Source organism: Lutibacter sp. (assembly GCF_041555395.1).
Taxonomy (GTDB): Bacteria; Bacteroidota; Bacteroidia; order Flavobacteriales; family Flavobacteriaceae; genus Lutibacter.
In genome coordinates, this window is the sequence record NZ_JBFFKM010000026.1 from 23,512 (window position 1) to 36,392 (window position 12,881).

A 12,881-nucleotide genomic window follows, 5' to 3' on the forward strand; every position below is an offset into this window, starting at 1 on the left:
GGTTCATAAAAGCATGCTATTAAATTAATTAACCGGTATGGTAAAATTAAAGATGGTGCCTTTCCCTATTTTAGATTCAACCCATATATCGCCGCCGTGCATTTCTATAAATTCTTTGCAGAGCAATAAACCTAGCCCAGTCCCCACTTCCTGCTGAGTGCCCAGGGTAGAGTAACTGTTTTCAATTTGGAATAATTTATTGATGGCCTCTTTTTTCATACCTACGCCATTGTCGGCAACAGAAACCAGCAGATGGTCTTCATTTTGTTTGGCGCTAATTCTTATTTCACCGTGAGAATTAGTGAATTTTATTCCGTTTGAGAGGAGGTTTCTTAAAATACAGCTGGCCATGGCCTTATCTGCAAAAACAGAAATATTTTTTGGTAATTCTTTAATAATGGTTATTGATTTTTGTGTAGCGGAATCTTTAAATAATTCAGTTACTTCATTGATTATTGTAACCAATTCAAAATATTCAGAATTAAATTTATTTCTGCCTGTTTGTGAACGTGACCATTCTAATAAGCTTGTAAGTAAATCCAAAGCCTTCTTCGATGAATTTTGAATGAATGCGGCATATTTTTCTAGTCCATCAAAATCCTTTTTATGAAGTTGATCTGCCAAAATATTACTGAATCCAAAAATATTATTGAAAGGACTTTTTAAATCATGGGCAATGATAGAAAAAATTCTGTCTTTTATAGCATTGAGTTCTTTTAAACGGGTTTCATTTTCTTTTAATAGTTGTTCGGTTTTTTTACGTTCCGTAATATCGCGAACATTAAGAATCACTGATTTAATAAAAGGATTGTTAATTTGATTTGTACCAAAAGCCTCAAGATAAACCAAACTTCCATTTTTATGAAGATGTCTGTATTGAGTGCCGCCATTTGCTGAATTTTCAATAATATCACGAAATGCCAACATGGTTTTTTCCTGATCCTCAGGGTGAATCATTTGCTCAACTACAGGGATATTGATTAATTCTTCAGTTTTGTAGCCTAGGATATTTTCGCAGGAATCACTAACATAGTGCTGAATTCCATTGGAATCTAACAGCACTATCATATCAAAATAGTTTTTTAGGAGTTGTTTAAATTTTTCTTCACTGTCTTCTTTGAACGCTTCTATTTCTCTTCTAATTCTTTGTATGTTGGTTTTTTGATCATACTTGAATAATTGCGGGTAAAATATTCACTTTTTACTTATTTTGTATACAATGGTTTATAGGGTAGTTCAGCCCTAAACATTTTTTATACAACTAGTTTCGCAATTTTTTTAGCAGTAACCCAAATATAGCGATAATTAAATTATTTATCAATTAAGTAAGATACATTAAGTTGAGAGAAATATTAGGTTGCTATTTAGTATTCAACAAGCTAACCGCAAATTACCCTACTTAATATTTTGTTAATCTTTTATTAAAATTTTTGAGAAGGAATTATAATCGAATCTGGTATGATTCTAAATGAGATTGGTAATTTAGGAACCCTTATTTAATTGATTTCAAAAACTTTTCCTTCTAAAGCTAAAAGGGTGTTCTCAAAAAATTCCTGTGCTTCAATTTTAAAATCCTCTTTGTTTTTGTAACGGCCGCTATAATGTCCAATAATTAACTGTTTTACTTGTGCCAGTTGCGCAATTTTGGCCGCTTGTGCCGCTGTGGCATGTTTTGTGGTTGCAGCAAGCGCTTCTTTGTCTTTCAAAAAAGTAGCTTCATGATACAAACAATTTACATTTTTTATTAAAGATATAATTCCAGGAAAATAAGCGGTATCACTGCAAAAAGCATAACTCAAAGGTAAGCATGGATCTAAGGTCAGCGTTTCGTTTTTTAGCAAAACACCATTTTGTAACATAAAATCTCTCCCGTTTTTTAAGTTTTGGTAATCGCAAATTTTAATTTCTTTGTATTTTGAAATCGCAATAACATTTAATTTGCGTTCCCCTAGTTTTTCTTTAAATAAAAACCCGTTGGTATATACCCTGTGATCTAAAGGGATGGTATGCACTTCAACTTTTTCATCTTCATAAATAAGTTCGCTTTCAGTTGAAGTGAGCTCATGGAAAAGCAGTGGGTATTGTGTCCAGGAATTAGAGAGTTTTAATTGTAACGTGATGATTTCTTTCAATCCTTTTGGCCCATAAAGATGCAGCTCGTTTTCACGGTTTAACAATCGGAAGGTTGAAATTAACCCAACCAATCCATAAAAGTGATCGCCATGCAAATGTGAAATAAATATGTGTTTTATTTTGGAAAATTTAACGCCGTATTTACGCAATTGTACTTGGGTGCCTTCACCGCAATCAATTAAAAAGTTATGATTTTTGATTTCTAAAAATTGCGCTGTCGGGTGCGCGTTAACTCGTGGTGTTGCAGAATGACATCCTAAAATAGTGAGTTTTAAACTCATTTAATGATTAATCTTTTAGAAACAATCTCAACATCAGTTTGCAAAGAGTAAATGTACATTCCTTTGGTTAAACTATTTCTGTTAAAAGGGATGGCATTGTAGCCGGCGTTAGCATCTATTTGCTCCGCATAAACCGTTGTTCCCAAAAGGTTCTTTACTGTAAACTCTATAGTTTGCACTTTGGAAGATCTAAAGTTGATACTTGTATCTGTACTAAATGGATTTGGATAGGCAGAAACTGATAGAAGTGTAGCCTGCGGAATATTGTTATTTAAATCCCCATTGTTTTTCTCGGATTGTTGCGCAAAAGAAAATGAGAAAAACATCATAATAGTTATAAAAAGTAGTTTTTTCATCAATAAGCCAATTGGTTTTAAAATCCTAAATCTCGTTCAATGGCATCCATTTCAAGGATGTCTATAGCTTCGTTAAATGTTGGAACAACATTTAATTCGTCCGGTAAATCATCAATTGATATACCCCCACAAACAAGTACAAAACTTGTACCATTTTTTATGTGTTGCACACTTAGTTTCAAAAATAACAAAATTTCTTTAATTTCTACGTTAATTTTATCAGAAATATCAATAATTAAATGTTCCCCGATAAATTCCTTGTAGCAATCTTTAAATTCAACAAAGAACTGAGATGCTGAAATTTGAGTAGGCTTTATGAGTGTGTATGTTTTATTTTTAGTAACAATCATAACTAATTTTGTTCAGTTTGTTGTGCCAGTAAATATATTACTGCCATACGAATGGCAACTCCATTTTCCACCTGATTTAAGATAATGGATTGGTCGGCGTCAGCCACATCACTTGTTAATTCAACACCTCTGTTAATTGGACCAGGGTGCATAATTAAAATTTTCTTACCCAAAGAGTCCAGTAGTTGTTTATTTATACCGAATAGTTGCGAATATTCCCTGGTTGAAGGGAAATAATTAATTTCCATACGTTCATTTTGTACGCGAAGCACATTGGCAACATCGCACCATTCAAGTGCTTTTTTAATATTGTATTCAACACTTACGCCCAAGCTTTCGATATATTTGGGGATGAGGGTTTTTGGTCCGCAAACTTTTACTTCTGCACCTTGTAATTTCAATGCGTATATATTTGAAAGTGCCACGCGAGAATGCAAGACGTCACCCAAAATTACAATCTTTTTTCCCTCTACGCTTCCTAGTTTTTCACGAATGGAAAAGGAGTCTAACAATGCTTGTGTTGGATGTTCATGAGTTCCGTCTCCGGCATTCACTATTTGTGCATTTACATGCTGAGATAAAAAATCACAAGCACCTACATCGGGATGTCGCATCACAATAATATCAACTTTCATGGATAAAATATTGTTCGCGGTATCAATAAGCGTTTCCCCTTTTTTTACGGAAGACTGACTTGCGGAAAAGTTAACAACATCGGCCGATAAACGCTTTTCTGCCAATTCAAATGAAAGTCTTGTTCGGGTACTGTTTTCAAAAAATAAATTGGCAATGGTAATATCACGAAGCGAAGGCACTTTTTTAATGGGCCTGTTAATCACTTCTTTAAAATGATCGGCTGTTTTAAAAATCAAATCAATATCAGCCTTATTTATATGTTTTATTCCTAAAAGGTGTCTTACGCTTAACTGACTCATATTTAATTATTTATAATATATACGGCATCTTTACCATCTTTTTCTTCCCAGTGAACACTTACTTTTTCTTCGTTAAAAACATCTACCTGACTTCCGCTGTAATCTGGCTGAATAGGCAAATGGCGGCTAAACCTTCTGTCGATTAACACTAAAAGTTCAATTTCCGAAGGTCTTCCAAACGATTGAATGGCAGTCAGCGCAGCACGAATACTTCTGCCAGAAAAAAGTACATCGTCTATGAATACGACATTTTTGTTTTCAACAATAAAATTAATTTTGGTTTTATTCGCCTGTAAAGGAGTTTCTCGACGCCTAAAATCATCACGATAAAAAGTGATGTCTAACAACCCTAATTTCACGTTTGGAATGTGATAATCATTTTCTAAAATAGAGACTAAACGTTCCGCCAAATAAGTGCCTCTTGGCTGAATTCCAATAAGCGCCGTGTTTTCAAAATTAGTGTGATTCTCAATTAGTTGACAGGCTAATCTGTGTAAAATGATATGAATCTCTTTTGAGCTAAGAAGTATTTTTTTACTCATGACAGTACCAAACATTGTTTGGAATACAAATATAAAGCATTTTGTTAATTAATTTGTTAAAAACATTTAGAAGTTGTGTTTAATATCTTAGGTTTGTCCCGTAATTTTAATGTGACGCTAAATTATGCAATTTTTATTATGAATTTAACTCCAAAAGAAAATAACATATCGCTTTCAAAATTTGAATCGATGCTAAAAACCAATAGTGTTTATTTTTTCGACTCCATTGAGTTTGAGGAAATTGTGCACTATTATTTAGATTCTGGAAAAAATTCATTGGCAAAAAAAGCAATTAATTTGGGACTTAAACAACATCCCAATTCTGTAATGTTAAAATTATTGAGGGCTGAATTGCTGATTTTTGATGAAGAATTTGACAAAGCTTCGGCACTGTTAAAAGAATTACAGGCAATAGAACCTGCCAATGATGAAATTTATGTGCAACAGGCTAGTATTTTTTCAAAAAAGGACAATCATTTTAAGGCAATAGGTTTGCTGAAAGTTGCGCTGACATATACTGATGATGAAGCGGACATTTTTTCCTTGCTTGGAATGGAATATTTATATTTAGATGATTTTGATGAAGCGCAGCTAAATTTCTCAAAATGTCTGGAAGCTGATGTAGAAGATTATTCCGCACTTTACAACGTAATTTATTGCTTTGATATGCAAAATAAGCATTTTGAAGCCACTGAATATCTGAACAACTATATTAATAAAGATCCTTACAGTGAAATTGCCTGGCACCAATTGGGTCGTCAATATTTTATAGTTGAAGCTTATGAAGAAGCATTGCGTGCTTTTGATTATGCCGTGCTTATTGATGAATACTTTGTGGGGGCTTATCTGGAAATGGCAAAAACTTTAGAACAATTGAATCGTTTTAATGAAGCCATAGAAAATTACAAAATCACGATAAAATTAGATGATCCAACTTCATTCGTTTTTTTTAGAATTGGGGAATGTCATGAAAAATTAAAGAAAACGACATTGGCCTTAAAGTATTACAAAAAAGCAGTTCAGGAAGACCCCCTTTTGGACAAAGGCTGGATTGCCATTACCAATCTGCACATTAAAGGAAAAAAATATGACAAGGCCTTATTTTATGTAAATAAAGCGCTTGAAATTGATGATCAAAACACGCTGTATTGGAGAAAATATGCTGAAATTAATTTAAAACTCAACTATTTTGAAGAGGCTGTAAAAGCGTTTGAACAATGTATTTTATTGCAGGATCTGGATCTTGTAATTTGGGTTGGATTAAGCGATGTATTGTGTTTTTTAGGAGAATATGAAGATGCATTGACAAATTTGTTAAAAGCCAAATTATATTTTGACGATTTTGCGGAAATAGAATACAGACTGGCAAGTTTGTATTTTAAATTTAAGAATTACACAAAAGGAAGGTTACACTTGAAAGAAGCGTTGTCCATAGATTTTGAATATTTTTCAATAATTAAAGAGTTGTTTCCTGAAGTTTATAAACTGCAAAAAGTAAAGGATATAATAACCCAATACAAATAAATTTCATTATAAAATGTTACATTTGCCTGGTAACCATTAGCAACAAATGCAACAAAGAAATTTTAGCCATTACCTCATTATTTTACTAAAAGGAATAGCCATGGGTGCCGCTGATGTGGTTCCAGGAGTTTCTGGTGGTACAATTGCTTTTATATCTGGTATTTATGAAGAGTTGCTTTCTTCAATTAGCGGAATAAATATTGCGAATTTAAAATTATTAAAAAAGGAAGGTTTTAAAGCCGCTTGGAAAGCTATTAATGGCAATTTTCTGTTGGCTTTATTATCAGGTATTTTTATTAGCATCGTTTCATTGGCAAAACTTATTTCCTGGTTGTTGGAAAATAAGCCAATTTTGGTTTGGTCTTTCTTTTTTGGTCTGGTCTTGGCAAGTATTTTATATGTTGCCAAACAACTGACAAAATGGAATGCTGTCACAATTATATTATTGATATTAGGCGCTATTGCAGCCTATATTATCACAACCTTGCAACCTGCAATTTCAGAAAGTTCTTCACTTTTGTTTTTCTTTTTTGCCGGATCTTTGGCGATTTGCGCCATGATATTGCCCGGTATTTCAGGCTCTTTTATTTTGGTGCTTCTGGGCGCTTATAAACCTGTTTTGGATGCCATTCATAATAGAGATGTCAAATTACTTGGCGTGATGTCTTTTGGTGCTGTGGTTGGGCTATTATCCTTTTCTAAAGTGTTGAGATGGCTTTTTGATCATCATAAAAATTATACATTGGCGGTATTAACGGGTTTTATTTTGGGTTCACTAAACAAAATCTGGCCTTGGAAGGAAACACTAACCTGGCGCATAAATTCTCATGGCGTAAAGGTGCCATTTAATGAGCAAAGTATTTCTCCTTTTTCTTATGAAGGTGATTCACAATTAATGATGGCTATCATTTTGTCAATTATTGGTTTTTCAGTAATCATATTGTTAGAAAAACTCGCGAATATTTCAAATAAAGTTTAATTTATGGCAAGAAACCGTAGTTTTTCAGACAAGTTTTTTCTTTTTATTAAAGGACTTTCTATGGGTGCTGCAAATAAGGTTCCCGGAGTTTCCGGTGGAATGGTTTCTTTTGTGCTGGGTTTTTATGAAGAGCTGATTTATTCGCTTCGAAAAATAAATTATAAAGCGTTTTTGTTGCTTTTTAACAGAAGGTTTAAAAGTTTTTATTACTACATAAACGGAACTTTTTTATTGCTTGTTATTGGTGGAAGCGTTTTTAGTTACTTCAGCGTATCATTATTGTTAGATTATTTGCTGCGGCATTACGAGCTGTACGTTTGGAGTGCATTTTTTGGGATGATTATTGGTTCAATTTATTATATTTCAAAAGATTTTAATGATTGGAGGAGAAGCAATATTATTTCAATGGTTATAGGAATTGTCATTGGTATCGCCATCAGTTTTATGAATCCGGCCAAAGAAAATGACAACTTATATTTTGTATTTTTCTGTGGAATTATTGGGGTTACAGGAATGACATTACCCGGACTTTCAGGATCATTTATCTTAATTTTAATGGGTAATTATGTGTTGCTTTTAGTAGATTCTGTTACGATGTTGTATAAAACTTTTATTGATGTTTTTACTGGTGATTTTAGTTTCATCAACAGTGAAGAAAGGATGAGATATCTTAAAATTATCGCAGTATTTACTGGAGGTTCAGCTTTTGGTTTAGTAGCCACTTCTCATATCTTAGGCTATGTGTTAAAAAGATGGCACCAAATAGTTACCTCAATAATTATCGGTTTTATAACGGGTTCATTGGGTATTGTTTGGCCGTGGAAAAGAGTGGTTTATAAAATTGTAAATGGCGAAATGTTATTTGATATTAATGGAGATAAAGTAATTGAAAATTATAAAAGATATTTTCCCGATTTTTCGCAACAGGAAACTTGGGTTGCCATTTTCTTTGTTTTTTTTGGTGCCGCACTTGTTTTTTTAATTGATAAATATGGATCTGAAAGTAAAGAATATCGAAATGAATAATCGCAATAAATTTGGGATCATAGGAAAAAATATTTCCTATTCTTTTTCCAGAAAATATTTTCTGGAAAAATTCAAAAAAATGGGCTTAAATAATTATCAATATTTCAATTTCGACATCCCTGAAATTGAAGAATTTCCTTTTATTTTGTACCAGCGAAAAGAGGATTTTAGGGGATTGAATGTTACCATTCCCTATAAAGAAGCTATTATTAAATATTTAGATGAAGTTGAAAGTGAGGCGCAAATAATTGGTGCCGTTAATACCATTAAAATAACAGATGATGATAAATTGATTGGTTACAACACCGATGTGTACGGTTTTCAAAAATCGATTGAACCTCTGTTGAAAGCCCATCACAAAAAGGCACTAATTTTGGGAACCGGAGGCGCATCAAAGGCCATTGCATATGTTTTAAATAAATTAAATATTTCCTATAAATTTGTTTCAAGAAGCACGATTGAAAATATGTTGACTTATGAGATGCTGGATGCAGAAATTATGGGTGAATATTCAATAATTGTTAATTGCACACCAATTGGTACACATCCAAATGTTGATGATGCTCCCGCTATTCCATATCAATATTTATCCGAGAAGCATTTGCTGTATGATTTGATTTACAACCCTACAGAAACTAAATTTTTGCTTGAAGGCAAAAATCAAGGAGCCAGTATTAAAAACGGATTGGAAATGCTTGAATTACAAGCAGAAAAGTCATGGAAAATATGGAATTCCTAAAAAGAATTCCCTAAATTTACGCAACTTTTCTAAAAAATTCACATCTCTTATAGAAGTGGTTTTTTCAAAAAAAGAAGGCTATTTTTAAAATTATTAATGAATATAATTAAACGAACCTTAAACATTTTTATATGTTAGACCAAGACAACAAATTACCAGTCGAAGAAAGTCATGCAACTCCGCAAGATTCCGAAATTCAGGAAGAAACACAAAAAGAAGTAAAGCCGAAAAAAAAGCCTTCAACCAGTAAATCTGTTGACAAAATGGATAGCGAAATTGCTGAAGGCAATGAAATACTGCAGGATTCCAAAATTCAGGAAGACACTCAAAAAGAATTAAATCCGAAAAAAATGCCTTCAGCCATTAAAGCTGTTGACGAAATGAATAGTGAAATTGCTGAAAGTTCTGAAAATATTGATCATTCAACTATTGAAATGGTGAATTATGCCGACTTCAGTTTAGAAGATTTAGTAAGTGAATTGAGTAGGCTTGTTAAAGAAAATTCAGTTCAAAGCATTACAAGTAACGTTAATGCAATAAAACAGGCTTTTCATATTAAATACGGAGAAATACTAAAAGTTGAAAAGGAAACATTTGTAGAACAAGGAGGTGATTTGGTTGATTTTCAGCACAATAGTCCAATAAAATCAAACTATAACAGTATTCTTTATGATTTTAAAATCAAAAGAAATGAGTTTTATGCCAGTAAGGAAAAACAACTGAACGATAACTTACAAGCAAAACTTGGTTTAATAGAAGAACTTAAACACTTAATTGATAACGCCGAAGGCGCCACCATGTATAAAATGTTTAAGGACATTCAAAACAGATGGGTTAAGATTGGACTTATTCCAAGAGTGAAATACAACGATACTTGGAGAACCTATCAACATCATGTGGAACGTTTTTATGATTTATTGCATTTAAGCAATGATTTGCGTGACCTTGATTTTAAACATAATTTAGAAGAAAAATTAAAGCTTGTTGCAAGAGCTGAAGAATTGGCGGAATCAGACGATATTAATGCAGCTTTTAAAGAACTTCAGGTATTGCATAAATTATGGAAAGAAGATATAGGGCCAATTGCAACAGAGCAAAGAGAAGAGGTTTGGGATAGATTTAGTGAAGCAACCCGAAAAGTGCACGATAAACGCCATGATTTTTTCAAAGACATGAAATCCAGATTTGAAGAGAATGTTGAGAAAAAATTAGCCGTTATTGCAGAGATTGAAGCATTGGATACTTCAAAAAATTTAACAAGAGTTGATTGGCAAAAAAGCATCAAGGAATTGGAAGTTTTACGCAATAAGTTTTCTGAAATTAAGCAAGTTCCAAGAGAAAAAAGCGATTTAATATGGGCTAAATATAAAGAGGCGACCCGTAAATTCAATGTTGATAAAAATAATTACTTTAAACTTGTCAAACACGAACACCTTGATAATTTAAATAAAAAGAAAGCGCTTATTGAGAAGGCAATAGCCGTAAAAGAAAGCGAAGATTGGGATACAACTACTGAAATAATGAAAAAAATTCAGATGGAATGGAAGAAAATTGGTCATGTTCCCCAAAAATATTCGGATAAATTATGGAAAGAGTTTAAAGATGCATGTAATTATTATTTTGACAGATTTCACCAACAACAAGATGCTGGTACTAAATTGGAGTTGGATGTTTTCAGTAAAAAGAAGGACCTTTTAGCAGAAATTAAAGAAGCTATTGACAATAAAACCAAAATTACCATCAATACGCTTAAAGAATATGTCAAAAAATGGCGTGAACTTGGAAGAGTGCCTCATGAAATGAAGCATATTGAAGTTAAGTTCAATAAATTGTTAGATAAAATTGTCGAAGAAAATGCAATTGACAAGCAAGATGTTGAAATGATTAAGTTTGGAAACTTAGTGAATAGCTATATCGAACAAAAAAACTATAGAAAATTGGATTCTGAACAGCTTTTTGTAAGAAGAAAAATTGATGAAACTTCCAAGGAAATCCTACAATTAGAAAATAATGTTGGGTTTATTTCCAATGTTTCTGAAGACAATCCTTTAGTTCAAAATGTGAGAAATCAGATCAATGTTTATAAAGAAAAATTAGAAATTTGGAAATCTAAATTAGACTATTTAAGACAATTGGATTATTAAATAAAAAAGCCTGCGAATGCAGGCTTTTTTATGGAAAAAAGTTTTAAGAATCTTAAGTTTTTTTATTCATATTTTAAAACGGCAATAACTTCAATTTTAACATCACTCCAGGTTTTTGAAATACCGTCATCACCAGTATGCAAATCTTTACATACTACATTTAAAGCTTCTAAAGCTGCCTTAGCTTGCCAATTGTCTAATTCCATGTTTCCTACTATGGTAACTTTATTATCTGTTACGATATAGGCTATTGGTAATTCTCTTGTGATGCCATTCAATGAAATATCAACTGTACTGGCATTTTCTTTATTTATGTGTACTGTTCCTGTAATTGTGCTGGAATTTTCCATAGAACCAAAAAAGTATTTTTTTACTTTTGCGTCTCTAATGGTGTCTTTTGTAATCAAGCTACTAATCGGTATTTTAAATTTTAATCCGTTTAATGCTCCTAGAGCTGTTGTGTCTTTTTTTGCATTTTCAATAGCTACTTCTGAAAATTGTCCTTTAACAGGAACTTTAGCCGTTGTTTTGTATGCAGTCCAATTAATTGTAGTTGAATCTGCCATCACAGAATATGTTTTTACAATTGGAGTTACCTCTTTTTTTTCATTCTTTTTACAAGAAGAAACAAATACCATTATTAAGAGTAATGATGATAGAACATAAATTTTTTTCATAATAGTTAGTGGTTTTTTAAATATTTATTTACAAGGTTAATATACTCTTTTTTGGCCTGATCTTCAGAAATTTGACTTAATTGAAACCATGCATTTAATTTAAAAGCGTTTCTTAATTCTACGTTGCCTGAAGGTTGCTGGTAATTCGTTCCCTTAGTTGCCTGCTTGTAATAGGCATATAAATGCAACATCACATCTGGTGGAAGTTTTAAGGTAGTCGTTGATGAAATTTTATAGGCTTTTTCAAATTCTTCGTCTAGATTTTTTGCCATAACAGTAAGTTTTAAAAAAATTAAAGTGCGGCAATTATTTGTTCCCCGCCTTTAACTTTGTCGTTTAAATTTACTTTAATAACAGCATTTAACGGTAAAAACACGTCTACTCTGGAACCAAATTTTATAAATCCGGCATCTTGGCCTTGAATCACTTGCATTTTGGGTTCTGCATAGTTCACAATGCGTCTGGCCAATGCTCCTGCAATTTGGCGGTACAATATTTCTCCCGCAAATTTATTGGCAATTACAACGGTTGTTCTTTCATTCTCTTCAGATGACTTTGGATGCCATGCAACTAAATATTTTCCTGGATGATATTTACTGAAAGTTACTTCTCCGCTAATAGGATATCTTGTTACGTGAACATTTATCGGAGACATAAATATGGAAACCTGTATCCGTTTTTCTTTAAAATATTCTTTTTCGAATACTTCTTCTATTACAACAACTTTACCATCAACAGGCGCAATAATATGTGTGTCGTTAACAATGGTTTCTCTTTTGGGGTTTCTAAAAAATTGTAATATCAGCACATAAAAACCAAGCAATAAGATTGCCAATAATTTATTGAGCCAAATTGCTTCAACAAAGTTTTCAAGAGCTATAAAGCCTAAACCAACAAAAATTGAGGCAATGACTATTATTTTAAAACCTTCTTTATGAAACATAATTATTGAACTAATTGTAAGTAAATGAAAATGAAAGGAGCGGCAAAAATAACACTGTCAAATCGGTCTAAAAAGCCTCCATGTCCTGGTATAAAATTACTACTGTCTTTAACCCCGGCTTGTCTTTTAAACATAGATTCTATTAAGTCTCCCAATACGCCAAAGACACTTACAATTCCTGCAATTACAAGCCATTGTTTAAGGTAAAGTGATGTAAATTGACTGGCTAAAATAAAACTCACTAAAAAAGTA

Annotated in this window: 15 protein-coding genes; 5 read left to right on the forward strand and 10 right to left on the reverse strand. The window is 32.4% G+C overall.

The features are described from left to right. Positions 1–24 precede the first annotated feature (24 nt). The 6 genes from ABY285_RS07280 to pyrR form a co-directional block, all read right to left on the reverse strand. Positions 25–1,194 (reverse strand): ATP-binding protein, encoded by a 1,170-nt coding sequence (locus ABY285_RS07280; protein WP_372768580.1) that lies wholly within the window; start codon positions 1,192–1,194, stop codon positions 25–27. A gap of 302 nt (positions 1,195–1,496) precedes the next feature. Beyond that, on the reverse strand, positions 1,497–2,414 hold the full coding sequence (locus ABY285_RS07285; protein WP_372768552.1) for a ribonuclease Z: 918 nt from the start codon (positions 2,412–2,414) through the stop codon (positions 1,497–1,499). Continuing rightward, positions 2,411–2,770: a T9SS type A sorting domain-containing protein gene (locus ABY285_RS07290; protein ID WP_372768554.1), complete on the reverse strand. Its 360-nt coding sequence runs from the start codon at positions 2,768–2,770 to the stop codon at positions 2,411–2,413. The genes ABY285_RS07285 and ABY285_RS07290 overlap by 4 nt, the downstream gene beginning before the upstream one ends. Positions 2,771–2,787: 17 nt before the next feature. Beyond that, positions 2,788–3,120, reverse strand: a complete 333-nt coding sequence (locus ABY285_RS07295) for a hypothetical protein (protein WP_372768556.1) — start codon at positions 3,118–3,120, stop codon at positions 2,788–2,790. Positions 3,121–3,122: 2 nt separating this feature from the next. Beyond that, positions 3,123–4,055 (reverse strand): aspartate carbamoyltransferase catalytic subunit, encoded by a 933-nt coding sequence (locus ABY285_RS07300; protein WP_372768558.1) that lies wholly within the window; start codon positions 4,053–4,055, stop codon positions 3,123–3,125. Positions 4,056–4,057: 2 nt separating this feature from the next. Continuing rightward, positions 4,058–4,597, reverse strand: coding sequence for a bifunctional pyr operon transcriptional regulator/uracil phosphoribosyltransferase PyrR (gene pyrR, locus ABY285_RS07305; RefSeq protein WP_372768560.1), 540 nt, complete (start codon positions 4,595–4,597; stop codon positions 4,058–4,060). A 189-nt stretch (positions 4,598–4,786) separates the two neighbouring features. On the opposite strand from pyrR, the gene ABY285_RS07310 reads away from it, so the two are divergent. From ABY285_RS07310 to ABY285_RS07330, 5 genes are all read left to right on the forward strand, one after another. Then, positions 4,787–6,121, forward strand: coding sequence for a tetratricopeptide repeat protein (locus tag ABY285_RS07310; RefSeq protein ID WP_372768562.1), 1,335 nt, complete (start codon positions 4,787–4,789; stop codon positions 6,119–6,121). Between the two features lie 46 nt (positions 6,122–6,167). Continuing rightward, positions 6,168–7,100 (forward strand): DUF368 domain-containing protein, encoded by a 933-nt coding sequence (locus ABY285_RS07315; protein WP_372768564.1) that lies wholly within the window; start codon positions 6,168–6,170, stop codon positions 7,098–7,100. Positions 7,101–7,103: 3 nt separating this feature from the next. Beyond that, the gene (locus ABY285_RS07320) at positions 7,104–8,126 is read left to right on the forward strand and encodes a DUF368 domain-containing protein (RefSeq protein ID WP_372768566.1); all 1,023 of its coding nucleotides are present in this window, start codon (positions 7,104–7,106) and stop codon (positions 8,124–8,126) included. Beyond that, positions 8,119–8,865 carry a shikimate dehydrogenase gene (locus ABY285_RS07325; RefSeq protein WP_372768568.1) on the forward strand — a complete coding sequence of 249 codons (747 nt, stop codon included), beginning with the start codon at positions 8,119–8,121 and terminating at the stop codon, positions 8,863–8,865. Before ABY285_RS07320 ends, ABY285_RS07325 begins: the two co-directional genes overlap by 8 nt. Positions 8,866–8,996: 131 nt before the next feature. Then, entirely contained in the window at positions 8,997–11,009 is a 2,013-nt protein-coding gene (locus tag ABY285_RS07330; protein ID WP_372768570.1) for a DUF349 domain-containing protein, read from the forward strand. Positions 11,010–11,071: 62 nt separating this feature from the next. Here the strand turns inward: ABY285_RS07330 and ABY285_RS07335 are convergent, their stop codons facing one another. The 4 genes from ABY285_RS07335 to ABY285_RS07350 all read right to left on the reverse strand — a co-directional run. Continuing rightward, positions 11,072–11,686, reverse strand: coding sequence for a YceI family protein (locus ABY285_RS07335; protein WP_372768572.1), 615 nt, complete (start codon positions 11,684–11,686; stop codon positions 11,072–11,074). Between the two features lie 5 nt (positions 11,687–11,691). Then, positions 11,692–11,958: an acyl-CoA-binding protein gene (locus ABY285_RS07340; protein ID WP_372768574.1), complete on the reverse strand. Its 267-nt coding sequence runs from the start codon at positions 11,956–11,958 to the stop codon at positions 11,692–11,694. A 20-nt stretch (positions 11,959–11,978) separates the two neighbouring features. Beyond that, positions 11,979–12,629 (reverse strand): phosphatidylserine decarboxylase family protein, encoded by a 651-nt coding sequence (locus ABY285_RS07345; protein ID WP_372768576.1) that lies wholly within the window; start codon positions 12,627–12,629, stop codon positions 11,979–11,981. Positions 12,630–12,631: 2 nt separating this feature from the next. Then, the coding region (locus tag ABY285_RS07350) for a phosphatidate cytidylyltransferase (protein ID WP_372768578.1) at positions 12,632–12,881 on the reverse strand (250 nt) is incomplete at its 5' end.